Genomic DNA, 25,112 nt, shown 5'->3' on the forward strand with positions numbered 1-25,112 from the left:
CTTGCTTTATAGTGATTTTTTTTGGCAGCGCCTCTATTTAACCTGCTGCCTTTAACCCGCCACGGGGTTAATCAAAGCCTCTTCAGTAAATACCACTAGCCCTAACTCCGGCCGATAGCCGTGGATCTCAGTGACATCCAACGCCTGCAGAAAGGCTAAAATTTCTTCGCTGATGACCTGCCCTGGCACTAATACCGGAAATCCTGGCGGATAAGGGATGACAAAACTTGCCGATACAACATCGCGTCCAGCGCGCATTTGCGACTGCAACTTGCCATTATCGAAGCGTAAGTACTCCGTATTCTCTTCGTCGTAACTCAGAAAGTAAGCACAGCGAACATCCCCTTGGGGCGTATCGGGATTCGGCCGGAAGGCGTCGTGAAAACGGCTGAAGTCAGGTAGTGGCGGTAAATCATGATTCAGCGAATGCACCTGATTTTCGATGATTTTGCGCTCAGGGCGGCTACTGTCTTCCAAGCGATATTCGAACTCTTTGGCCAACTTGATCAGCACATCCAGTAAGTAGGCAATAGAGCCCCGAGTTGTGCCGATATTGGTCATAAACAGGACGGTGTTGCGGGAAGTCTTGTTGATCTGAATCCCGTACTTATTCATCAGGTATTCATTTTTAAAGGTATCGCCATCAACGCCCGTATTACCAATGGCAATCGTGACCCGGGTAGGGTCAACCACAAACTCGTCTCGCGCCCAGGCTTCCTCCATTTTATTCCACCCCGTCACCGGGTCGTAATAGGACTCTACCCCCGACTCACGGTAGGCTTCGGGCACCATATCGCTATTTTTTAATACACGGAAATATTTCTGCAGTAATGGGTGGGTGTAGAGCTGCTCGCGCAGCGAAAGCGCCGTCTCAACCTGGGCATGTACCAGTTCGAAACCTTCCATTTCTGCCTGCATTCTTCCCACATCCAGCGATGCCACAATCTGATAATTGGGCGAGGTAGAAGTGTGAGTCATGTAGGCTTCGTGGAAAGAAGCCTCCACTTTCTGGCGAAAATCTTGATCCCACACGTGAATCATTGAGCCTTGGCGTAACGAGGTCAGTGTTTTGTGGGTTGAATGGGTGGCATAGGCGCGAATGCGTACCTCGTCTGGATCGGGCATCAGTCGCTGGTCCAGCCATGTAGCGTCATCTTCCGGATCAAGCTTGTCGAACTCGGCTCTCCAAGCCGCATACTCCTCTCGATAGCTATCACTGCGGTAACGATCTCGCAGCGTGCGTGCCGCATTCATAGCGGTGCGTGGCCGATACGTCGGGTTAAAACCAGCGAAGGCAAACCATGCTTCATCCCAAAGAAAAACCAGATCAGGCTTAATCGCCAAACACTCTTCCATCACCCGGCGCACGTTATAGACGATGCCATCGAAGGTGCAATTGGTCAGCAACAACATCTTAACTTTATGCAACTGCCCGGAACGCTTGTAGGACAGCAGTGTTTTCTTGATTTCATGCAGCGGCACCGCGCCATACATGGAATAATCATCGAGCGGATAGGAGTCTAAATAACTGACATGCGCACCGGCTAACACCATGCCGTAATGATGCGACTTGTGACAGTCACGATCAATCAACACAATGTCTCGCGGCTTAATCAGCGCCTGCACCACAATCTTATTGGCAGTGGACGTACCATTAGTCACAAAGAAGCTACGACGAGCTCCAAAGGCGCGGGCTGCGTACTCTTGTGCCTTTTTGATTGGCCCAAACGGTTGCAACAGCGAGTCTAATCCCCCCGATGTTGCGGATGTTTCTGCCAGAAAAATATTAATGCCGTAGAAGTCGATCATGTGCCCTGCCCAGTGAGATCGAGTCACTGACTTGCCCCTGGAAATGGGCATGGCATGAAACACCCCAGTGGGTTTTCTACTGTATTCACGCAGAGCATCAAAGAACGGTGTGCGATAGCGATTATCAATGGCGCGTAGAATCGTATGATGCTGTTCTATGTAATCCGTTTCACGGTAGAAAATACGATTAAAGTGCTTAATATCGCGACTTGCCGTGGCTTCAACATCACCGCTCGTTACCAGGAATTGATCAATTTCTGGGCGCAACTCATGAATCATCGAACTCAGTAGGATACTGCGATCAGCTTCGCTATGGTGCTCCAGCTCATTTTCTGAGAGACCTTCCAGATAATTACGCAAAGCACTGAGGTTATACTTTGACTTATATGGGAATTCATAGCGAATCAGACAGGCTTGTATATTTGGATTAACCAATATGGCAATCAACGCATCTTCAAAGCTTTTTACCGTTACAACATCGTAAACAAAGCGGTCTTCAGGACGGCGCATATTGTGAAATGCTTCACGCACCACGTCTTCTTCTTGGTTAGAAAGATTGTCTACGATCAGCAGTTCAAAGTAAGGTTGCGCCGAACTATTGGAAGCCGGGTGCCCGCGGCGAAGTTGATTAAGGGCGTCCAGTGCTTCCATGTCTTCAGCGCCCGCATCCGTCTCAGAGAGATCCACATGCCGTCGACGATAAGACTCACTGATCAATGCCCTCACCAAACGCTTAACGACCTTATCCAACAGCGCATATTCAGCGCGATTAAATAGCGTCCAAAGATGGCGAAAATCCTCTTTAGATGGAAATGCGTGGTAGTCCTCAATAATCTCTAAGCGCGTTAGCTTGATGTCGATAGCTTTAATCAAGTTTTTGGCGCGATCTTCTTCTTTAAGGCGCGTCAGAATACCTAAATCACGTTTAAGTTCATTCCAGGTATCAGCACGAAGTTGGGAGATTTTGTGATAAAAACCCAGGGCGGTGTAGGAAGTTTCGGTTGAATTATTCTCTTGCATAACGACACCCATCCTTTTTAGGTATTTATCTGGCAACGACACTTGCCTCAGCAACAGTGCTCATCAGCCATACAGTCCGCGGGAGCCATAACGCACGGTAATCTGCTCCTCTGGAAACTCATCAAAGTTCAAATTTAATATCCTGCCGGGCCAACGGAACTGGGTAAGTTTTTCCTTGGTGCGATATACCGCGGTATACACTGTCCCCAGGCCACGCCGATAGTCATGGCGAAACAAAGGGGGAGCGGAGAAAGCCGAAATTAGCCTCTCTGCAGTGGTAGCGTCATCGTCCACCAGAATTGAGAGCTGACGCTCACGAATCAAGGTTTCAGAGGCCAGCGCATGGGCATACCATTCGATTTTCTTTTGATGATTGGTAGCCACCGGCACTCGCCGAATGCTGGCACGGCTATCCGGCGCAATCATCGCCGTAACATAACGCCCTGAGGCATCTGCCACGGTGATGTTGTAGGCCATATGGGTAGGCACTCGGGCAAGTACCGCAGCGGCTTCGGGCACGGTATCGCAGAATTCGAGGATGTAACGAAGAATAATCGGCGCACCAAAGCCATCTCCCACCACCTTGCGCCCACCGAAGGCTAGCGAAACAGCAAGCCCGGAATCGTTCATTCCGTCCAGCACGCCCCAAAGGCAATCAGACATGGCAATAACACGACGCTGATTCCAGCGGGTGTAGAGAATAGTGCCCTCACATAGCTCCGGCGGATAATCATAGTTGCGTGCCAGCAACGTTGACGTCGGCCTTGTTAATACCGCCTGCGAGCAACCAGTAATATACGGCGGCGGACGATACAAACTCAGTAGCCGTGACGAGAGATCCCCGCCACCGGCGACTTCACACAATGTCCGATAAGTCACTAGCAGCTCAGGCATGTGCTTGCGTAAAGCGTTATGACACTCCAGATAAGAGGGACGCTCACGCTCACCTTCGGCTAGATACCAGGGCTCATAGGCAGGCCAGTGATAATGGAACAACGATTGCCATTTTGGCCCCGCCACTTCTTCATGCACGGTGCGAAACGTCAAGGCTTTGTCCAGCTCCACACCAGGCGCCCGGCCTGCAGCAAAGTTGCTGTCCATGATTAAAGAATTTTGAAGTTGCCACCGCCGATAGCGTGGCTGACGGCAACTTCCTCCACCACTGGATCTTGCAAGGCCTGTCCGGTGTACTGGCGACGAATGCCATCTATCCAAGCCTTGGCACGCTCATTAAGCTGGAAGTCATCATCCATTAACCGGCCCCGGGTGATCAAAATACCCAGGTCGGCTCCTTCATAACGGAAGTCTCCTGCGCCACTAATGCGCAGAAAAAAGGCTTCATGCTCGCTCTCTGCCGCGTGGGGGTGATAGCTGTAATGATCATAAGCAATCTCACCTTGAGCATTCATACGCCATACACCGGTAGTAGGCGCCTCCGTTAACAGGTCAACGCTTTCATCGGTATGCTTGATAACCAGCTGGCTCCAGCTGTCGACACTTTCAGGATGCGCCCAGCGCTCATTGATATCATTGATGTCCAGATCAAAATCGGCATCCGAAAACTCAAGCAGGTGAAACAGAAACAGTGGAATATCAGAATGCGCAAAAGCCGCCACGTTCGTCAGTGAGCTTGCGCCTGTCACACGGGGGTTAAGCTCACCCAGATACACTTCATTGGTATCCATATCAATCAGGAAATCGAGCTCAAAATAGCCTCGATAGCCCTCTTCACGCAGTGCTTCACCAAACTTAAAGGTGTACTCACGCGCTAAATCACGCACTTCCTGACTAAAGGCGCCAGCGAACATTTCGTTGCCACACCAACCGCCCTTATAAGGAGTCAATGATTTGAAGCCTACCAGCTCTGTCATCAACGGGCCGACAACCGTACCGCAACGCGTGGCACAAGCTTCTATCGCCGAGCCGCGACAGTTGATGCGCTTCATGATCTTGACTTCGGGTTCGGCCTCGATCTCTTCGGCATGTTTGTAATAGTCTTCTTCACTGGCAATAAAGAAGGTGGTGTGACCAGAATCACCAAACGCGGTCTGCACCACTAAATCGTTACCAAGCGACTCGCTGACCTTTAGAAGTTCCTGATAACTGCCTACTCTGGCCAACACGTTGGGCACGCTGGGCACACCCGCTTTATTACCAATACGCACCGTCTCAATTTTATTATCCATCCGCTTGCGCAGTTCAGCAGGGGGGAAGGCAACCCGCAGGCCCAGCTGCTCACAAACGTCTTCGGTGTGTTCATCGAACATTAAAAACGATGCCACCCCAGCGCTTTCACCATTGGCGCGTGATTGAATGAAATCAATAACTTCTTTGTGCTCAAGCAGATAGTTATTAATATCCTCAATGCTCTCGAAGTCGCGGGGAAACTTCTGCTTAGGCACAAAGACATTACGCTGTTTGCCTTCAAAGCAGTCAATATAGTTAATATGGCGGAAGCTACCTACCCAATCACCGATACCCAGAAGATTGAAGTTCGTCGCAGAAATAAAGTAAACCGGCTCTTTATTGTTTAAAAAATATCTACGGACATCTGCAATGGACGTTATTTTATTCATTGTTTTCGCTCCTTGTATGACACGTACTGAAGGCCGTGTTGAACTAGTGCTGCCTAGGAGTTTCGCTAAATATCGCGATAATCGCCTAAATTAATCATCCAGCTGGCGCGAAATCCATTCTTCTCGTGATGATTGGGTAAGCCAAATAGGCTCCTAAAAAATGTCTTGGTCAGTACGTACAGGTTTAGCAAGTGGTCCTAGGGTGTCAAGGAAAGGAGTGGATCCGTTTTCGCTACGGTACAGCGAAAAATCGACTTCACGGTCACGGAAACTTTTCAGTGGCTGCCCCAAACCGCGCAACCCTGTTTCGCGCTCGCGGCGGACACGGTTGAGGTCAATTTCGATGGGGATGACTTCTTCACCAATACCCGCTTGATGGATCACATCGCCAGAGGGGCCAACAACGATAGAACGGCCATTCCCCAACGCGCCAGCGCCATTGATATCGAAGAAGTAACACTGGTTGATCGCCGCATTAGTACGGGCAATTGACAGCTCAATATCTCGGTCAATGGTATCGGTCATCGTGGGGTGAAGAATGACTTCGGCCCCCATTGAAGCCAGGGTACGAGTCGTCTCGGGAAACCACATGTCATAACAGATAGAAACGCCAAAGCGACCTATGGTTGGCACATCGAAGACCACGAATTCACTGCCACTTTCTACGCCAGCTTCGTAAGGCCGGAACGGAAACATCTTACGATAACGCGTTACAACTTGGCCCAGAGGGTTAATCACTACCAAGGTATTGTAAGTATGCTCGCCGACTTGCTCGAACATTGATCCCGGAATTAACCAGATGCGGTGTTGCGCAGCCAATTGGCAAAAAAATGCCTCGGTATCGCTGGGCAACGCTTGGGCGTGGAGCGGAGAGGCTCCCATTGGCATTAATTCGCTGAACAGCACCATTTGAACCTGAGGAAAACGATTCATTAGCGCATCGATCCGATGGCGCATAGCCTCGGTATTGTCGCCATGGTGCAGGGCATGCATTTGAACACCGGCAATGGTGAAATATGACATTAGTTTCTCTCTGCGTTAGGCGATCTGACTATTTCTGCTTAGCCAATTCATTCGATGGATGGCTTTCACTAAGCGAATGGTGAGTGGCATTAATTTTCATGTTAAGCCAACGAAACGCTGAAATAGCGTTGATCATGCACTGGGAATAGATTGTTAAATTCGATTTATACAGATCGATTTACACAAACCAGCATTACAAGAAGTCATTTGATCCAATACTTGGTTCGGTCCGCTTGACCGACTTGGTCACGATATAGGTAAAGTAACGCTCTATTCCTACGTCCGAGACCAACCAACTATCGATCAAGCGTTGATAACTGTCGATGGAAAATACTTCAAACTTCACCAGATAATCCACACCGCCACCTACCGCCACGCACTCTGTGGCGTCTGGCGTTTGCATGACTAATGCTTCAAAGCGAGAAAAGCTTTCGGCATTGTGCTGTTTAAGCTCAATCTGCACCCATACGGCGTTGCGCGGCACTAATACATCAGCATTAATGCGCGCGCTATATCCTTCGATAACGCCCGCATTTTCCAGACGTTTAACTCGCTCCCAGCAGGGACTCACCGAGAGGTTGATGGCTTCTGCCAGCTTCGACTTAGTGATTCGTCCATCCCGAGAGAGAATATCGAGAATTTTTAAATCATAACGGTCCAATTTCATCATGCGAGTTGTCACGCCTCCAGGCGTTCAACAACATCGGCAATCACCGCCAGGGTGTCCCCCATATTGATTAACGATGGCGCACGACGAGCCATTAAGATGCCGTCACGTTCCGCTTTGTAAGCCACAGGAGCGGTACCGCTGCGGGTCATATCGTAAACATAGGCAATGGTTTGGCCTTTTTTCACTTCATCACCTAACGCCACTAACAGCTCTAACACCCCAGAATGCTGGCTTTGCACGTAGCAGCTGGCATCAGGCATATCGAGATACATTTGCCCACCTTCGGGCATTTCCACTGTGCCTTGCACCAAACCGTAATGGATCAAAAAATTGCGCACACCGCGCTCAGCAATCGCAATGCTTTGCGGCGTGGACGTGCCGCCGCCGCCAAGTTCAGTGGCCACAAATACTTTGCCCTGGCGCTCACAGGCCGTATCGAACAGCTTTTCTGCATCTAGCTCAAACATCACCATCGCGTAGGGAGCACCGAATGCTTTAGCGCCTTCCAACGCAGCCTGCTGTTGAGACTTATCGTCTAAAACATGAGAAGCACCGAACGGCAAAATATCCAGCGTACGGCCACCTGAGTGCAAGTCGAGCACTACATCGCTAAGAGGAACCAGCACGCGAGTAAAGTAATCAGCAATTTGCGACGTTACGGTGCCGTTTGGGTCCCCTGGAAAACTACGATTCAAGTTACCTTTATCCATCGGCGAGGTGCGCTTTCCGGCCATGACTGCAGGCGTGTTCATACACGGTACAATAATGACTCGCCCACTCACCTCTTCCGCTTTCAACGTGGAAGAGAGCTTCAACAGCGACGTTATGCCTTCGTATTCATCACCATGATTTCCGCCCGTTAATAGCGCAGTGGGGCCTTCGCCATTTTTAACCACGGTAATAGGTATCATTACCGCGCCCCAGGCAGACTCATCGGTGGAAATCGGCAGCTTTAAAAAGCCGTGCTGTACGCCATCGGCGTCGAAATCAACGGTGGCGGAAATAGGACTAGGCCGCAGTTGGTTCGGTTGAAGCGTCATTTTATATCCCTTGTATTGTATAGACAGCTACTTAACAAACAGCTGGCGCGGAAAATTAGCCAGGGTTTCACAACCATCTTCAGTAATCAGAATGCTTTCGGTAATTTCCAGCCCCCAGTCTTCTACCCATAGACCAGGCATGAAGTGAAACGTCATCCCGGGCTGAAGAATAGTTTCGTCTGAGGGGCGTAAGCTCATCGTGCGTTCGCCCCAATCCGGCGGGTACGAGATGCCAATCGGATAACCACAGCGAGCGCCACCACGGTCAAAACCGTACTTATCCATCGCCGCACCCAGTGCCATGGCAATATCCGCCGTACGATTGCCCGGCTTAGCCACGGCCAAGCCACCCTCAATGCCTTCCAGCAAAGCGGATTCAGCACGAATAAAGTCGGTTGGCGGCGTACCTAAAAATACGGTGCGCGACATCGGCGCGTGGTAACGCTTGAAGACACCAGCAATTTCAAAAAACGTGCCTTCACCTTTGCGAAATGGCGTGTCGTCCCAGGTAAGGTGCGGCGCAGCAGCGTCTTTACCGGTTGGCAACATCGGTACAATAGCGGGGTAATCGCCGCCAAATACCTTACCATTCTCGTCGACAAATCCCTCAATGCCGACACGGTAAATTTCCGACACCAGCTTACTCTTTGGCAGCCCGGGCTCAATAACCTCCAAAATACGCGTGTGCATCCCCTCAACAATTTTTGCTGCCACACGCATATAAGCGATTTCTTGCGGCGACTTAATCGCCCGGCACCAATTCACGAGTGCGTTGGCATCCATAAAGCGCGCATGGGGAAGCTCACGCAAAAGGCTTTGGTAGGCTTTAGCAGAGAAGTAGTAGTTATCCATCTCCATGCCCACCACACCGGTATGCCAGCCGCGGTCAGGCATGATCGATTGGGCAAGATACTCCATTGGATGCATATCCGGATTTTGAACATAGTAATCCGGATAGTAGGTAATATTATCGGGGTCTATCCAGCAGGTGCGCAGCGCGCCGTTGGCATCCATACGGCGGCCAAACCATACAGGTTCGCCTTCAAGGCCCACCAATACGCATTGATGAACATAAAATGACCAGCCGTCGTAGCCGGTCAACCACGCCATGTTGGAAGGATCACTGACGATCAGAACGTCAATACCACGGCCCGCCATCTCTGCGCGCACTTTCCAAAGCCGATTAGCGTACTCTTCACGTGTGAAGGGCAGGGAAACCTCAGTCATCGGGCAACTCGCCATCAAAGATCACTAAGAACCAGCGCTATCTATTGTAAGTTAGCTGCGCTGGGCCACAGGATCGACCTGGCCACCCCCGCAGTAGGCCTGCCAATGTCGTCTTAGGGCGATACTAGCACCGACCCTTGGTTGCTGGTCAAAGCCTTTATGACAAAAATTGTGGTAAGCCGTGGTAGCGTAACCATAGTTAACATGCAGTCAGGAGGAAAAATGAAACTAGTCATCCATATTGATGATTCAGCCCAGTGGCAAGCCGCACTTGAGAAAGCGTTTCCCCAAGCCACTATATTGACAAGTGACGCACCTGAAGATGAGCGCAAAAACGCCGACTACCTTGCCGTTTGGAAAGCCCCAGAGCATTTACTGCAGGAACAAAGCCAGCTTAAAGGCATTATTAATCTGGGAGCGGGTGTTGATTACTTACTGAAAACACCCGGCCTTCCAAGCGATGTTCCTATCGTGAAATTACGTGATGCTGGCATGGGCGAACTCATGGCAGATTACGTGCTATATGGCGTACTGCACTTCTACCGCAGCATGGATCGCTACGCCACTCAACAGCAGAGCGCTACTTGGCAGCCCCAAGCCGTGCCTGACAAAACACAGTGGCCAGTTGGCATATTAGGCCTTGGCGCAATCGGCAGTTACGTAGCCACTCACTTGTCGCAAGCAGGATTTCCGGTACTTGGCTGGAGCCGCTCAGCTAAACAGATTAGCGGCGTACGCTGCCTGCATGGTGACGAGGGTCTTGATGAGCTACTGGGCCAAGTGCAGAGCTTAGTCACCATTTTGCCAGATACTCCTGCTACTGAAGGTATTCTTAACGCCGAGCGGCTAGCGAAACTACCCGAAGGCGCCAGTGTTATTAATCCCGGTCGCGGCAGCCTAATTGATGAACAAGCGCTGCTCGATGCGCTCGGTGAAGCCAATAAACCAGGACATCTGCGTGGTGCCCTACTAGACGTTTTCTGTGAAGAGCCTTTGCCTACCAACCATCCCCTTTGGCAACATCCAAACGTCTTAGTAACGCCCCATATGGCAGCGCCTACACCACTCAATGACGCCATTGATCAAGTTATTGCGTATATTAAAGCATTTGAAGCGGGTGATACGTTAGCAACAATTAGCCCAGCATCAGGCTACTGACGCTTAGCCATACGCACGCTATACTGCGCTGGGAACCAAGCGCCCGCTAAAGGCTCTTAGGAAAACACACGAGAAGGAGGAAGGGCCTTTGCGTTATGTTACAAAGAGCATCAGACACCCTAAGTCTGTGAGCACAGTGTTGGGCGCTTGTCTGTTTTCCCTGAGTGGGTTATCAGCAGCAAATACTACTCAAGATGAGCAAACTCTGCAGGCTCCACACCCCTTCCAGGCCCAATACCGTTTAGAAATACGCGGCTGGCCCGGTGCAACCATCACCCATACGCTCAGCAATGAGGGGCTTCACTGGTTAAGCAATATGCATTTTGCTGTCGCGATTGCCCGAGGTGAGGAGCGTAGTCGCTTTTCGATAGACGATACCTCGACTCGCTCTTTGCTCTATAACAGCAGTTATTCGCTACTGGGTGTCGGCGACAGTTACCAGCTCAACGAAAGTGATATTAGCTCGCTTGATCGCCAGGCCGCGCTATTTGATCTTTCCCGACGAGCGGGTCATGAAGGCTGCATGGTAAGCACTCCCTGTGATATCGAGTTTGTTGATCATCGTGGACGTGATGAACACTTTCAGTACTATGTCGATCAGCAGAATATCAACGAGCCCAGCACCATCACCGTTCCCGCCGGTGAGTTCGAAGCCACCCGCGTCACGCTGATTGATAAAGAAAAACCCGACCGATATTTACACATTAATTTTCATCCAGATTGGCCAGGTCTGATCCTCTCGGCAGAATATCGAAAAGAGGGGCGTCGTCAGACTTACCTCGCCATGACTCAATTTAACCCCGCGGGGGGTAACGCACCTTAAATGCTTTCTGGATTACTGATTGTTTTATTGCCTCTCTTGTTAGGCTACTTAGTACGCGTTCGTGCTGCCCGTTTACTGAATCTCATCAACCGAGCCGTTAATGGCTCGGTTTATTTGATTCTATTATTTATGGGGATAAGTCTTGCAGGCCTTGAAAACCTGGGTAGCCAACTTTCAAGGTTAGGCGGCAACGCACTGCTGCTGTTTAGCATTACGACGGTGTTCAACCTAGCTGCTCTATGGTGGTTATCGCGCCAAGTGGCGTTGAAAGCCGGTAATTCACCGGTAGTCAAGAACGCTCCTACTAGCAAGCTGGCTGCTATGCAGGGGTCACTCATGTTGGTAGGTGTGGTGGCCGCTGGCGTGGCATTTGGTTTGCTAATCGGCCCAATGATTGGCGAAACGCTGTTTACCGCCGCCGACTGGCTTGCCGAATGGGTGCTATACGCACTATTGGTACTGATTGGCTGCCAACTACGCAATTCCGGCATGCCACTTAAACAAATATTGTTGAATCGCCTGGGACTTGCCATCGCGGTTACCCTTGCGCTGAGTTCGCTGCTGGCTGGCTTATTAGCCGCCCCGCTTCTCTCGCTTAGCTGGAATGAAGGCTTAGCCATGGCATCTGGCTTTGGCTGGTATTCGCTTTCGGCTATTTTGATTGGCGATCAACTTGGCCCATTAATGGGCGGCGTGGCGTTTTTCAACGATCTAACGCGCGAACTGCTGGCATTTATTCTGATTCCGCTCGTTATCCACCGCCACACCGCGCTAGCCATTGGCTATGGCGGCGCAACGTCGATGGACTTTACCTTGCCGGTGATCCAGCAGCACGGCGGTGTGGCCTGTGTCCCGATTGCCGTGGTCAGCGGCTTTATCCTGTCACTACTCTCTCCTCCACTGATTCTGTTTTTTCTTTCGCTATCAGGTTAGCGATTGCAGGCAATCATTGGGTAGGATAAGCAGCGTTATAAAAATACAACTGCTTCACTGCCCAGGATGCCTACCCACTATGCTAAACGGAATTTGGTTAAGCTTTTTCATTGCTGCGTTTGCAGCCTCTTTGTGGCAGTGGTTAGTCGGTGGCGATAGCGAGATTTTTGCTCGCTTAGTGCAGTCGCTGTTCGATATGGCAAGCGTCAGCGTAGATATTATTTTAGTGCTGCTAGGCACGATGACGCTTTGGTTAGGCTTTCTTTCAATTGCCGAAAAGGCCGGCATGATTCGCTTACTAGGCCGCGTGCTTGACCCACTGTTTTCCCGCCTAATGCCAGAAGTGCCCCGGGGCCACCCTGCCATGGGGCTAATTAGCATGAACTTTGCGGCTAACATTCTAGGCTTAGATAACGCTGCGACACCGATTGGCATTAAAGCCATGCAATCGCTGCAAAGTCTTAATCCGAGCCGCGATACCGCCAGCAACGCACAAATCCTATTTTTAGTACTCAATACCTCATCACTGACGCTGCTACCTGTCACGATCTTCATTTATCGTGCTCAGCAAGGCGCGGCCGAGCCAACCTTGGTCTTTCTGCCGATTCTGCTGGCTACCAGCGCCTCCAGCCTGGCAGGGCTACTCGCGGTTGCACTTGTGCAACGCTTAAAGCTCTGGCAACCCGTGGTGCTGGCCTATTTGGTCGCCGCAGCGCTTGCCTTGGGATTATTAATTACTACGCTGGCGGGCATGTCGGCCCAGGCATTGGCGGCTGCTTCAACACTGGTGGGTAATCTCACGTTATTCACAATTGTCATGATGTTTTTAGTGGTCGGCGCACTGCGTGGTGTCAGGGTGTATGACGCCTTTATTGAAGGAGCAAAAGAAGGTGTCAGTTTTACCGTCACCCTGCTGCCGTATCTTATTGCCATGTTGGTGGCGGTTGGCGTACTGCGTGCCAGCGGCGTTCTGGACGCAGGGCTCAGTGGCATTCGCTGGTTAGTAGAAGGGATTGGCTGGGATACTCGCTTTGTAGATGCGCTGCCTACCGCCTTTGTAAAACCGCTTTCTGGTAGCGGCTCGCGGGCCATGATGATTGAGACAATGAACAACTTTGGCGTCGATAGCTTTCCTGGCCTGCTGGCCGCCACCCTGCAAGGCAGCACCGAGACGACCTTCTACGTGCTAGCGGTCTATTTTGGCGCGGTCGGCGTTACCCGTATTCGCCATGGTCTGGGCTGTGCACTCATCGCTGACGCTGCGGGCATTATTACTGCCATCACTGTCTGCTATTGGTTCTTTGGCTAACGCCGCTTGGCAACTCGGTTAGCCAACAAGCTGGTTATTCATACCAACATTCGTCACAACGCTCTTAACGACACTCTTTACAACACTTGTAACAACAATAGATCAGGTAATTTGTTTCATGCATGCTCAACACACGGCATTACATAACGAGCTTCACGCGCGGCCTCCCATCTATTTTGAAGGGCCTGCTTGTCTTCATCACTACGCTTTTACGCTTGAAGGCGATGACGTTACGACGTTGCTTAATCGCCTAGCAGAGCTGACAGAGGTCGCTGTCACACCCGATCAGGTGCAGCAAATAGTCAGTTGCCAGGGTTGCTTAGTAAAGTGGGAGCGGCACACCGAGTTTTTTACGCTGACCATTAAGCACGACAACAACAGCAACCCTCGCATATGGCCAACACCACCTACTTTTTTAGCCCGTTTACTTGCGGATGTTGCCGATAAAATAATCAGCGCCAGCGTATTACGCGTGGAAACGGCTAATCGATGGGCAGGTAGCGTGGAGGCCTATGGATTAGATCAGCCAGCGGGTTCACAGGTAGGCGGCGGAGATGCCACGGTTTGGAGCGACTTCAACCTGGATGATCAGCAAAGAAACCGATTGCTAATGGTTAACGATAATCTGGATAGCTATCGACTAGGCAGGATGGCAAGACGCTTATTTGATATTGAGACTTACCGCATAATGGCAATGCTGGCGCTACCGGAAGCCAAAGCACTCAGCCGTGAGCTACAACACTATGAAACGGAGCTGTCTGCGCTCTCTCACCAACACGCCGAACAGCACACCTCTCCAGCCGAACCGCTGCTCAACGCCTTAACACTGCTCTCGGCAAAACTCGAACGCTGCGGTGTACAAACACGCCAACGCTTTAGCGCGACCGATGCCTATGCCAGCATCGTGTTGGCACGCATCAATGAGCTGCGCGAGGAGCGTATCGGTAATTATCCTCGGCTGGGCATGTTTATTTTGCGGCGATTTGAACCGGCCGTGCGCTACTGCGATGCCATGAATCGCCGCGTAGAAACGCTGGCCACCAGCGCCACACGCTTAAACGACTTGTTGCGTACCCGCACCCAGGTCGAAATCGAGAGGCAAAACTACAAAATTTTGCAGAGCTTAGATGCCCGCGCAAGCAGCCAGCTCAAAATCCAAAAGGCCGTTGAAGGCCTCTCGATCATCGTCATCAGCTACTACATTTTCAGCTTAATGAAACTAGGGCTGGAAAGCTTAAGAGCACTCGGTGTCGATATCGAACCCAACCTTGCCGCTTCCGTCATAGCGCCACTGAGTACGCTGATTATCGCGATCCTAACCTGGCGGATTTGGAAGGTTAAAAAGCACTAGAGGGTAAGGTACTAGCTGCACTCACCTCGTAATGAGCCGCTAAGCGCCCTGCGCAGCGCAGAGCCGCTCATCCCACGGCCTAGCAGCACTGTGAGCTTTGCAACGGCGGCTTCTAACGTGATGTCGCCTCCCGCAATCACACCGGCTTGGTTCAGCGCCGCGCCGGTGGCATAAGCTCCCTGTACGACTTCCCCTTGGGCGCACTGAGTCACGTTAAGCAGTGCGACCCCTCGTTCATTTGCAGCCGTTAACGCCGTTAACAGCTCGCCTTCAAAACTAGGCGGGTTGCCCACGCCGTAGCTATGCAGAATCAAGCCTTTTAAGCGTTCATCGGCCAGCAGCACCTTGGCGCGGCGCAGCGACATACCAGGATAGAGTGGCAATATCGCAACCGCCTCATCATCCACCTCAATGGGGGCAAAGTCAGGCCGTCCGCTCAGCAAGGCAGAGGGCTGAGGGTAAGATATGGCAATGCCAAGCTCGGCAAGCCAGGGAAAATTGGGAGAGTCAAAGGCATCTAACCCCTGAGTGCGTACCTTGCGAGCGCGATTACCGCGCAGCAGTCGATCATGAAAGGCCAGACTTACCTCACAAGGTGTCGCAGGGTGAGCCACCAGTTGCAGTGCACTGACAAGATTATTCAGTGCATCGCTACGGGGCTCCCCCAAAGGAATTTGGGCGCCGGTGAAAATCACCGGCTTGTCTAGCGCGCCAAGCATAAACGACAGCGCAGCGGCGCTATACGCCATGGTGTCGGTTCCGTGTAGCACTACAAACCCATCGTATGTTTGCCAGTGGCTTGCTAACACTGCCACTAAACGGTTCCAGGCATCGGGCATTAGCTCAGCGCTATCAATCAGCGGCTGCATTTCCAGTACATCAAACGCTGGCAACCTGTCGTCGGCAGCCAGCGCCATGCATGCGCTTAAACGTTCGGCCAGCCCCGCGCAAGGCACATACCCATGTGGTGATGGCTGCATACCGATGGTACCGCCGGTGTAGAGCATGAGTACGCGGGACATAGTCTCTCCTTATCGAATAGCGTTAGTACATGTGCAGGCTTACTTAGCAGGCGCGCTTGCCAAGCGCTGCTTTAACGCCTCAGCCTCTTTAGGCTCTAGCTCCCACGCCTTCGGGTCCAGCTCAAGATCCGGATGCTGACTGGCATCGAAGATCGGCCGTTTGATACCTTGGCGACGCTGGTTATCGTAATCATTAAGGATGCGCAGGCCGCACTTGAACAACAGAATCAGCGCCACTAGGTTGACCACGGCCAATAGCCCCATGGTGACATCGGCAAAGCCGAACACAGTGCCAAGATCTGTGGTCGCGCCCCAGCACACCAGCAATACAATGGCGACCCGGAAAGCGTTAAACAGATTCTGGTTGTCGCGGCTAAAGAAGTTGAGGCTGTTCTCGCCCAGGTAGTAGTTGTACAAAATAGTACTGAACGCAAACAGCAGCAGCGCGAGGCTAACAAAGGTGCGCCCCCATTCGCCTACATGGTCGGCTAGCGCCGCCTGGGTAAGAGCGATACCTTCAACGCCAGCGCCTGCCGCTGGGTCATATACACCGCTGAGTAGAATCAAGAATGCCGTGGCAGAGCAGATAATCACGGTATCGATAAACACCGAAAATGCCTGCACAATGCCTTGGTTGGCCGGGTGCGGCACGTAAGCAACCGCCGCCACATTAGGCGCACTGCCCAGACCCGCTTCGTTAGAAAACAGGCCACGCTTCAACCCCATCATAATGGCCGCACCAATACCGCCACCAATTAGCGGTTCAAGGCCGAAAGCACTTTTTATTATTAGCGTGATAACACCGGGAATTTCATTAATGTTCATGGCGATGACCAGCAGCGCAATGGCGATATAGCTGACCGCCATAAAAGGCACCAGAAACTCTGAGATGCGCGCAATACGTTTGATGCCACCAAAAATAATCAGCCCGACCAGCATCGCCAGGGCAATGCCACTGTAAAGCACCGGTACACCGAAGGCGTCGCCAAATGAGGTCGCTACCGCATAAGACTGCAGCGCGGTAAAGGCAAAACCAAAGGTTAACAGCAATAGCACCGAGTAAAACGCTGCCAGCCAGCGCCACTGCTTGCCTAGCCCTTTAACAATGTAATACGCCGGGCCACCGCGATAAGTGCCATCACCTTCCGCTTCTTTGTAGGTTTGCGCCAAAGTACATTCTAAAAAGCTAGTCGCCATTCCCATCAGGCCCACCAGCCACATCCAGAAAATAGCCCCCGGGCCACCTAGCGTGATCGCGACCGCTACGCCGGCAATATTACCGCCGCCGACGCGCCCCGCCACGGACAGAACAAGTGCCTGAAACGAACTTAAGTGGCCGTGTTTATTACGCTTAAAAGCCTGACCCGACCCCAAAATACGAAACATTTGGCCGAAATAACGAAACTGCACAAAGCGAGAAGCAACGGTAAAACCGATACCAACGCCTACCAGCAGCACTAGCAGTATCTTTCCCCAGAGGAGCTCATTGAGCATATCAAGCATGTGATGTTCTCCGCGTTCTTGTATTAGCGTTATGTTGGAATTCGCGTCGTTTTAGGTCGCGCTTCTTAAAACCGCGCCGCGGAGAACGTTTTACCAAGCATGGGGAAGAATTAAATTTGGCGCAGCGGTGCAGTTGTGTGCACTGACTGCACCAACCACTGCACCAGAGTGCATCAGTGAACTTATTAAAGTTTCTCGGCAATACGGTGGGCTAATTTATGCATAAAGGGGCCGCAGATAAACGCGATAATCCCAGCGGCTGGCCAAGCAAGCAGCCAAGCGTGCATCCAGATGCCCACAAAATCAGCACGCGTTCCAATATTCACGTACGTCACCCAAGCGGACATAATCAGCGATAGCGTAAACGACATGAGAATAGCGAAGATAATTCTGTGTTTCATGGCAGTACCTAAGGGTGATGTTTGAGTGCAAACAGACTAACAAACACCTATAACGGTAATATATGCCAATATATGAGAATCAATTTTACAGAATTGCAAAATGCAAAAACCCTCTCTTGATGACCTAAATATCTTTATCGTGGCCGCTAACCAACGCAGCCTCACGGCTACGGCAGCAACGTTAAAGATGACCATTGCCACTGTGTCGCGGCGCATAAGCGCACTAGAAGCCACTCTCGGCGTAGAGTTGCTCTATCGTTCAACCAAGGGGTTAACGTTGACGCCTCAAGGTGAGTCCTACTTCCGCGAATGTGAAGAGTTAGTACTCGCACTGGATCAGCGAATTTCAGACCTAGATCAAACACTGCATAGCCTGAGTGGGCCATTGAAGGTTATGGCGCCCGTCAATCTGGGCAGCGGGCCACTAGATGCGTTTTGGCGTCACTTTATTGACCGCTACCCTGAGATTGCGCTGACAATCGAACTCGATAACAATGTGGTGGATATTCGCGACCATCAGGCGGATATTGCGCTTCGCTCTGGACCACAAAAAGACTCGACGCTGATTCAAAAACATCTGGGCTATATAGAGCCGATTTTGGTGGCTTCACCATCGATGAAGCACACTCTTCCGAGCAGTATTAAAGAGCTACAGGCATGTCCCAGCGTGGCGGCAAAGATGTTTAGCGATTGGCAGTTGTTCCATCAAGACGGCAGCCAGTGCGCTTGCCACAAGAGCCATTTTCATATCAGTAACGATATGAATATTGTGCTGAACCTCACAATATCGGGAGCAGGCGTCTCATTGATGCCCGCCAGTATGGTGGCGAACAGCTTACAAGCGGGCGAGCTAATACGAGTGCTTCCTGAGTGGCGGGGACGCCACCGTGAGATCTTCTTGGTATGGCCTTACCGGCGCAGCCTTTCAGCAAGGGCCAAGCTGTTTCGCCACGAGTTAATCGAATTCCTCAGCCACCAGTCTTGGTTCCACTCTGCTGATTAGACCGTCTGTTCGGGCAAAATAGCGACCTGCTCTGCTGGCGCCGTAACACCAGCAAAACAGTTAACTAGCAGCGCGTTTGGGGAATGTTTAAACCCCTGCTTTCGCCGCCCGTGCCGCATGAAGCTTCTTATAGCTTTCGATCAAGCGCTGGTGGCGCTCCAGACCTTCTAACTGCATGTTAGTCGGCGTTAAGCCATGGAAACGTACTTCGCCACTCACCGACCCCACAACAGCCGCCATGGTCGCTTCACCAAACATGCGCTGGAAATTGGGTAGGTAATCGTCGAGCTCTAGCTCATCATCCAGGGTAATCTCTAACACCGCGTTTACCGCCTGATAGAACAGGCCGCGCTCAACGGTATTATCATTGTACTGCAGGAACATCTGCACGCAGTCCAGTGCCTCTTCATGGCGTTGCAGCGCAAGGTAAACCAGCAGCTTCAGCTCTAGGATCGTTAGCTGCCCCCACACCGTGTTCTCATCAAACTCGATACCGATCAGCGTGATGATATCGGCGTGGTCATCCATCTGGCTCTCTTCCAGCCGCTCAACCAGATCGGTAAGCTGAGCGTCATCCAAGCGATGCAGATTGAGAATATCTTCGCGGTAATCCAACGCTTTATTAGTGTTATCCCAGATTAAGTCTTCAATGGGATACACCTCTGAGTAACCCGGCACCAGAATGCGACAGACTGGTGCGCCCAGGTCTTCGTGGACCGCCATATACACTTCCGCGCCCAGCTCCTCAAAAATGCCAAACAGCGTCGCGGCCTCTTCCTCATTACTGCCAGAGAAATCCCATTCGCTGAATTCAAAATCGGGCTTGGCACTAAAGAAGCGCCAGGAAACGACGCCCACCGAATCGATAAAGTGCTCAACGAAGTTGTTGGGTTCAGATACGGTTTGCGAGTTAAACGTCGGCAGCGGCAGATCATTCAAGCCCTCAAAGCTACGGCCCTGGAGCAACTCGGTCAGGCTACGCTCCAGCGCCACTTCAAAGCTCGGGTGCGCACCAAACGAAGCAAATACGCCGCCGGTACGTGGGTTCATTAAGGTAACGCACATCACCGGGAACTGCCCGCCCATAGAGGCATCTTTGACCAACACCGGAAACCCTTGGGCTTCCAGGGCGTTAATACCTTCTACGATACTTGGATACTTGGCTAACACGTCCTGCGGTACATCCGGCAGAGCTAATTCTTGCTCGAGGATCTCACGCTTCACCGCCCGCTCGAAAATTTCCGACAGGCACTGCACCTGGGCTTCTACCAGGGTATTGCCCGCGCTCATGCCGTTACTCAGGAACAGGTTTTCGATCAGATTGGAGGGAAAGTAGACCGTTTCACCGTCGGACTGACGCACAAACGGAAGCGAAACAATCCCCCTATCTTCGCGACCAGAATTGGTATCGATCAGATGTGAGCCACACAGCTCGCCTTCAGGGTTGTAAATATCGCGACAATGGTCGTCGAGAATTTCGGCGGGAAGTTCATCGTTTGGCCCCGGCTGAAACCACTTCTCATTGGGGTAGTGAACAAAATCGCTGTTGGCAATCTCTTCACCAAAGTACTGATCGTTATAGAAGAAGTTACAGCTTAAGCGCTCAATAAATTCGCCCAGCGCCGAACATAGTGCGCTCTCTTTGGTAGCTCCTTTGCCGTTGGTAAAACACATTGGCGAAGCCGCATCGCGAATATGCAACGACCAAACATGGGGCACGATATTGCGCCAGGAGGCGATCTCGATCTTCATGCCCAGGTCAGCCAGCATCGCGCTCATATTGGCGATGGTTTGTTCTAACGGCAGATCTTTACCTGGAATATAAGTAGCACTGCCCTCCGGCGCTCCCATCAGCAGTGCCTGGGCGTCTTCATCGATGTTTTCTACCGTTTCGATCTGGAAATCAGGGCCGGTTTGAACCACCTTCTTAACCGTGCAGCGATCGATGGAGCGCAGAATACCTTGGCGATCTTTTTCAGAAATATCTTCCGGCAACTCGACCTGGATTTTGAAAATCTGCTTATAGCGGTCTTCTGGATCGACGATATTGTTCTGTGACAGGCGAATATTTTCAGTAGGAATATCGCGGGCGTTGCAGTAAACCTTTACAAAGTAGGCCGCACACATGGCAGACGACGCCAGGAAGTAGTCAAACGGCCCCGGTGCCGAGCCGTCGCCTTTGTAGCGAATCGGCTGGTCGGAGATAACCGTAAAATCGTCGAACTTGGCCTCTAAGCGGAGGTTGTCGAGATAGTTAACTTTGATTTCCATGAGCGGGCATCCGGATAGATAAATGTGCTGAAGGTCTTGGGGCCATAGGCTGATGGCGGCCATTATCCAGTTTTTTACCCGCTTCGTCTTGGGCAGTCTGCCGAATCACTCATTCAACGCCGATTAAGAACACTAACGCGTCAAACAACATATCGAGACTCTCTTCAGTCGACGGCCGAACTACTGTGCTTGCATCATACGCTCCGCCTCAGCTTCGCTGACCCCGAGCATTAGTAAAATTTGACGTTGCGTGGCTAACAACACCTGCTTACGTTCCATCTCCTCCGGCAAGCTTTTGGCAATCGCGACAGCCCCTACCAGAGAGGCCAATATGACCCTGGATTTATCAGCAATTACCTTGCGGTCATTGGCAAGGGGGAGTTGTTTCAGCTTACTCAACGCTATCAGCCGTGTTTCAAGCATCTTTTTCATACTCATATATGACGCTTCAAACATAGTGCGAATTTCTGCTTTTTCACTACCTATTTCATTGAACAGTACCGCTTCAGGTCCGGGCCTATGCTTAGCTTCCAGCTCTTGGAGATTGCAGTAGTTAGCAACTAATTCGGTTAAGTGCTGCAACGAAAGCGGGCCTTTTACCAGCCTAGCCGCCCGACTGTTATCAAGGGTCAAGCGAATAGACTCATGGTATAGGGCCTCTTTTGACGCAAAATGCGCATAAAAGGCACCATGCGTCATCTTAGCGAGTTTCATGATCTGGCCAATCGACACCTTATGAAAGCCATTACGGCTAAATAGCTCCGTCGCCGAAGCCAAAATGCGCTCTTTGGTTTTCGATTTATGGCTCTTGGGATAAGGCATACCTACCTCGTCATACGTCAGCTAGGGTTTGTACGAAAAGTCGGCGAGCGAAGACTAGACAAGGCAAAAATCAACGAGAAAGCGGAATTTACGCGGTGTAAATGAGCATTTCGAGGTGATTTTTAACGCAGTATTGTCAAGCACAGGCAGTTTTCGAACAAAGCTTAAATATTATCTTGATCATATATTGGCCGTTGCTAGGGTGACCCTATCAATAACTCAGGAGTCACTATGCACACAACTATCGTGATTACCGGCATGGGTATGGTCAGCCCACTGGGCAACAGCGTCAATACAACTTGGCAGCGGCTGATTAATGGACAGTCTGGCATCAGCACCATTGACCGCTTTGACACAAGCAGTATCCCGATCAAAATTGCCGGGGTGGTGCCGAGCATTGACCAAGACCCCAGCGGCGGTATTGACCTGAATGAGATAGCCGACCCCAAAGAGCAGCGCAAAATGGACTTGTTCAGCCTCTACGCATTGGCGGCAGCCAAAGAGGCGCTGTCACAGGCCAACTGGTTCCCCGTTGAGCAAGCTCAACAACGCCGAACGGCCACCATCATTGGCTCTGGCATTGGCGGCTTCCCGACCATTACACAAGCTCACAGAACCCTTGTTGAGCGCGGCTATCGCAAACTCTCCCCCTTCACGGTGCCCGCCTTTCTGGCCAATTTGGCTGCTGGTAACCTGTCCATCCGTTATGGCTTTCAAGGCCCTCTTGGTTGCCCGGTGACGGCTTGCGCGGCTGGCCTACAGGCGATTGGTGATGGTATGCGCATAATACGCAGCGGAGAAGCCGATGTTGCCCTCGTCGGCGGCGCAGAGGCGTGTATTGACCCGCTATCACTTGCCAGCTTTAACGCCCTAAAGGCCCTTTCCACAGAAGCAGACAACCCTGAACACGCGTCCAGACCCTTTGATAAAGCCCGTAACGGTTTTGTGATGGGAGAAGGCGCTGGCGTTATGGTGATCGAAACACTTGAGCATGCGATCGCGCGGGGCGCAACGCCGTTAGCGATCATTAGCGGCTACGGCACCAGCGCAGACGCCTACCACCTGACGGCAGGCCCAAAGGATGGGGCCGGCGCAGCAGCCGCGATTCAAGCGGCGCTGGGCATGGCGAACCTTTCTACTGATGCTATTGATCATATCAATGCCCACGCCACATCGACGCCCGTTGGCGACCGGGCTGAAGTTGCCTCATTGCGTAACGTATTCGGTGAGCGTTTGCCTGCCATCCCTATTTCGGCAACGAAAGCCGCCACCGGGCATCTATTAGGCGCAGCAGGGGGCATTGAGAGTATTTTTTCTGTATTGGCAGTCAATAACCAGCAGCTTCCGCCCACCATCAATCTTGAGCACTGCGATGATGATATGCAGGATTTAACCTTCGTCACGGCACCCCATCAAAATCACGCCACTAAGCATGTATTGTGCAACGGGTTCGGTTTCGGTGGCGTCAATGCAGCGCTAATTATCAGCACTGTCTAGACGGTTTTAAGAGCCATCATTAGTACCGAGCGAAGCTGTATATTTTAGCTTTCGCTGGAGTGGGAGCGGCGCTGCGGGTGTCCATCACTTGGCCTCGCAAGATGCTAATTAAAATCGCACCTGATTGACGCAACGGCGCTGTTAGGTAGCTATTGCACTATGCAGAGCGAAGCGTCACATTAGCCGCACCGACGCTTACTGAGAACGCTGAAACCGCTCCCATGCATGATAATTTTGTGGCCAACCTACGCTTGCTGTGCAGCTACTACCCGTCTATTGCGGACGTTTGCCGCCGCTTATCCATTAACCGTGCTCAATTCAACCGCTACCTCAGCGGTCGCTATTACCCAAGCCATGCCGCGCTGCAGCGTATTTGCCACTTTTTTGGGGTAACGCCAGAAGATATTGCGCTGCCTCACCACGACTTCCGTGCGCTGGTGCAAACCGGCCAGCTTAATGCGGATACTTCACCGAATACCCTGCCCTGGCCTAATGCGTTGATTCAGCGGGGAAGCGAAGGTATGGAGCGTTATCTAGGTCGCTACTTCGAGCTTTACCACTCAATGTCGCGCCCTGGGCATTTGATGCGCACATTGGTGTGCCTAGAAGCCAGAGAAGGAGGTGTGGTGTACCAGCGCACCGAGCGTATGCAAGTCGCTCTGGGAAGGCGACCCTGTCATAACCGGTACGTAGGAACCGCCGTTAAACTTGCAGACCGACTATTTTTGGTTGACCACGAGACCCTCAATGGCCATGAAATCACTCAAACTATTCTGTTTCCCAGCTTCCAAAGCCAAGTCACACGCTTAACTGGATTGAAAATGGGGGTGGCTGATAACAGTGAGCGCATGCCCTGTTGTGTGCGAGTGGTTTATCAGCGCTTAGATGAACAGATAAGTTTGCGGTCTGCGTTGGCTCAGTGCGGCCTGCTGTCACCGGACGACCCATCGCTAGATGAGTCACTACTGGCAGCCGTGCGCAATGACGTGGCTAGTGGAGAGCACCATTTTCGTGCACGTCACTAGCGGCTTGCTTCGCAAAGCGACGCTGATGGCACCAGCACATGGGCAAATAGAATCGACTCAAAGTGCTCCATGGGTGCGACTGACTTAAGCGTTTTGGCGCGCAATATAGCACCTTCCCATCCCGACAATATAAAACTAGCAAGGGCTTCAGGAACCATCGCCTTATCAATATCATTTTGATTTTGCGCTTCTTCCAGGCAGACGGCTAAACGCTTTTCCCAGCGCTGAAACACCAAGTTAAGTGCATCCCGGAAGGTGTCGCTCTGCCCCGAAAGCTCCTGACCCAGGTTACCAATCAAGCAGCCAGTGGTGTGGTCACAGTCCAACATATGCTCACGCCCTGTGGCAAAGTAACGCCGTATGCGCTCTAACGGCGGTAATGCAACGTCATCAAACAGTATTGCTAGGCGTTCATCATACTGATTGGCAAAGCGCTCGATTACCGCCAGCCCAAAATCTTCTTTGCTGGAAAAGTAGTGGTAAAACGATCCTTTAGGCACACCACAGGTTTTTAAAACGGCATTAATACCCGTCGCATTGTAGCCCTGCTGGGCAATCAGCTCGGCACCGGTTTCAATTAACTTATCGCGAGTGGCGGTGTTTTTCATGACGTCACATTAACCAGTGAA

General features: G+C 51.6%; 21 protein-coding genes. 8 read left to right on the forward strand and 13 right to left on the reverse strand.

The features are described from left to right. Positions 1–51: 51 nt before the first annotated feature. The 7 genes from IR195_RS15870 to doeA all read right to left on the reverse strand — a co-directional run bounded on the left by IR195_RS15870 (position 52) and on the right by doeA (position 9,365). Positions 52–2,829, reverse strand: coding sequence for an aminotransferase class I/II-fold pyridoxal phosphate-dependent enzyme (locus IR195_RS15870; RefSeq protein WP_206048043.1), 2,778 nt, complete (start codon positions 2,827–2,829; stop codon positions 52–54). Positions 2,830–2,892: 63 nt separating this feature from the next. After that, positions 2,893–3,876 carry a C45 family autoproteolytic acyltransferase/hydrolase gene (locus IR195_RS15875; RefSeq protein ID WP_241006744.1) on the reverse strand — a complete coding sequence of 328 codons (984 nt, stop codon included), beginning with the start codon at positions 3,874–3,876 and terminating at the stop codon, positions 2,893–2,895. A 56-nt stretch (positions 3,877–3,932) separates the two neighbouring features. Continuing rightward, positions 3,933–5,405: a biotin carboxylase gene (locus tag IR195_RS15880; protein WP_125750992.1), complete on the reverse strand. Its 1,473-nt coding sequence runs from the start codon at positions 5,403–5,405 to the stop codon at positions 3,933–3,935. 153 nt (positions 5,406–5,558) lie between these two features. Continuing rightward, positions 5,559–6,428 carry a carbon-nitrogen hydrolase family protein gene (locus IR195_RS15885; protein WP_206048045.1) on the reverse strand — a complete coding sequence of 290 codons (870 nt, stop codon included), beginning with the start codon at positions 6,426–6,428 and terminating at the stop codon, positions 5,559–5,561. 193 nt (positions 6,429–6,621) lie between these two features. Next, positions 6,622–7,098: an Lrp/AsnC family transcriptional regulator gene (locus tag IR195_RS15890; RefSeq protein ID WP_125750998.1), complete on the reverse strand. Its 477-nt coding sequence runs from the start codon at positions 7,096–7,098 to the stop codon at positions 6,622–6,624. Between the two features lie 8 nt (positions 7,099–7,106). After that, complete coding sequence (gene doeB, locus IR195_RS15895) at positions 7,107–8,138, reverse strand: N(2)-acetyl-L-2,4-diaminobutanoate deacetylase DoeB (RefSeq protein WP_125751001.1); 1,032 nt, start codon at positions 8,136–8,138, stop codon at positions 7,107–7,109. A 27-nt stretch (positions 8,139–8,165) separates the two neighbouring features. Beyond that, the gene (doeA, locus tag IR195_RS15900; protein ID WP_125751004.1) at positions 8,166–9,365 is read right to left on the reverse strand and encodes an ectoine hydrolase DoeA; all 1,200 of its coding nucleotides are present in this window, start codon (positions 9,363–9,365) and stop codon (positions 8,166–8,168) included. Between the two features lie 222 nt (positions 9,366–9,587). Here doeA and IR195_RS15905 point away from each other — a divergent pair, with 222 nt between their 5' ends. The 5 genes from IR195_RS15905 (at position 9,588) to IR195_RS15925 (ending at position 14,939) form a co-directional block, all read left to right on the forward strand. Then, entirely contained in the window at positions 9,588–10,523 is a 936-nt protein-coding gene (locus tag IR195_RS15905; protein ID WP_206048046.1) for a 2-hydroxyacid dehydrogenase, read from the forward strand. A gap of 136 nt (positions 10,524–10,659) precedes the next feature. Continuing rightward, the gene (locus tag IR195_RS15910; RefSeq protein WP_423250122.1) at positions 10,660–11,346 is read left to right on the forward strand and encodes a hypothetical protein; all 687 of its coding nucleotides are present in this window, start codon (positions 10,660–10,662) and stop codon (positions 11,344–11,346) included. Beyond that, entirely contained in the window at positions 11,347–12,279 is a 933-nt protein-coding gene (locus IR195_RS15915) for a LysO family transporter (RefSeq protein WP_146941800.1), read from the forward strand. A gap of 79 nt (positions 12,280–12,358) precedes the next feature. Continuing rightward, positions 12,359–13,588, forward strand: a complete 1,230-nt coding sequence (locus IR195_RS15920) for a nucleoside recognition domain-containing protein (RefSeq protein ID WP_146941798.1) — start codon at positions 12,359–12,361, stop codon at positions 13,586–13,588. A 118-nt stretch (positions 13,589–13,706) separates the two neighbouring features. Then, positions 13,707–14,939, forward strand: coding sequence for a DUF3422 domain-containing protein (locus tag IR195_RS15925; RefSeq protein WP_125751020.1), 1,233 nt, complete (start codon positions 13,707–13,709; stop codon positions 14,937–14,939). A gap of 11 nt (positions 14,940–14,950) precedes the next feature. Here the strand turns inward: IR195_RS15925 and IR195_RS15930 are convergent, their stop codons facing one another. The 3 genes from IR195_RS15930 to IR195_RS15940 form a co-directional block, all read right to left on the reverse strand. After that, positions 14,951–15,961, reverse strand: a complete 1,011-nt coding sequence (locus tag IR195_RS15930; RefSeq protein WP_206048048.1) for an asparaginase domain-containing protein — start codon at positions 15,959–15,961, stop codon at positions 14,951–14,953. A gap of 39 nt (positions 15,962–16,000) precedes the next feature. Further along, complete coding sequence (locus IR195_RS15935; RefSeq protein WP_125751027.1) at positions 16,001–17,464, reverse strand: alanine/glycine:cation symporter family protein; 1,464 nt, start codon at positions 17,462–17,464, stop codon at positions 16,001–16,003. 185 nt (positions 17,465–17,649) lie between these two features. After that, positions 17,650–17,865, reverse strand: coding sequence for a DUF2798 domain-containing protein (locus IR195_RS15940; protein WP_206048049.1), 216 nt, complete (start codon positions 17,863–17,865; stop codon positions 17,650–17,652). A gap of 100 nt (positions 17,866–17,965) precedes the next feature. On the opposite strand from IR195_RS15940, the gene IR195_RS15945 reads away from it, so the two are divergent. Beyond that, entirely contained in the window at positions 17,966–18,868 is a 903-nt protein-coding gene (locus tag IR195_RS15945; RefSeq protein WP_206048050.1) for a LysR family transcriptional regulator, read from the forward strand. 87 nt (positions 18,869–18,955) lie between these two features. Here IR195_RS15945 and IR195_RS15950 read toward each other — a convergent pair whose 3' ends face one another. Then, positions 18,956–21,139, reverse strand: coding sequence for an OsmC domain/YcaO domain-containing protein (locus IR195_RS15950; RefSeq protein WP_146941790.1), 2,184 nt, complete (start codon positions 21,137–21,139; stop codon positions 18,956–18,958). Between the two features lie 180 nt (positions 21,140–21,319). Continuing rightward, positions 21,320–21,961 (reverse strand): TetR/AcrR family transcriptional regulator, encoded by a 642-nt coding sequence (locus IR195_RS15955; RefSeq protein WP_206048051.1) that lies wholly within the window; start codon positions 21,959–21,961, stop codon positions 21,320–21,322. A 231-nt stretch (positions 21,962–22,192) separates the two neighbouring features. Between IR195_RS15955 and fabF the strand changes: the two genes are divergently transcribed. Together fabF and IR195_RS15965 are read left to right on the forward strand one after the other, a co-directional pair. Further along, a complete protein-coding gene (fabF, locus tag IR195_RS15960; RefSeq protein WP_206048052.1) occupies positions 22,193–23,458 on the forward strand; it encodes a beta-ketoacyl-ACP synthase II in 1,266 nt (421 codons plus the stop codon). Positions 23,459–23,679: 221 nt separating this feature from the next. Beyond that, positions 23,680–24,483 carry a helix-turn-helix domain-containing protein gene (locus tag IR195_RS15965; protein ID WP_125751046.1) on the forward strand — a complete coding sequence of 268 codons (804 nt, stop codon included), beginning with the start codon at positions 23,680–23,682 and terminating at the stop codon, positions 24,481–24,483. On the opposite strand, the gene IR195_RS15970 is transcribed toward IR195_RS15965, so the two are convergent. Continuing rightward, positions 24,480–25,091, reverse strand: a complete 612-nt coding sequence (locus IR195_RS15970; RefSeq protein ID WP_125751049.1) for a TetR/AcrR family transcriptional regulator — start codon at positions 25,089–25,091, stop codon at positions 24,480–24,482. The genes IR195_RS15965 and IR195_RS15970 overlap by 4 nt on opposite strands. Positions 25,092–25,112: the final 21 nt, after the last annotated feature.

Origin of the sequence: Vreelandella venusta (assembly GCF_015689495.1) — a bacterium.
Lineage (GTDB): Bacteria > Pseudomonadota > Gammaproteobacteria > Pseudomonadales > Halomonadaceae > Vreelandella > Vreelandella venusta.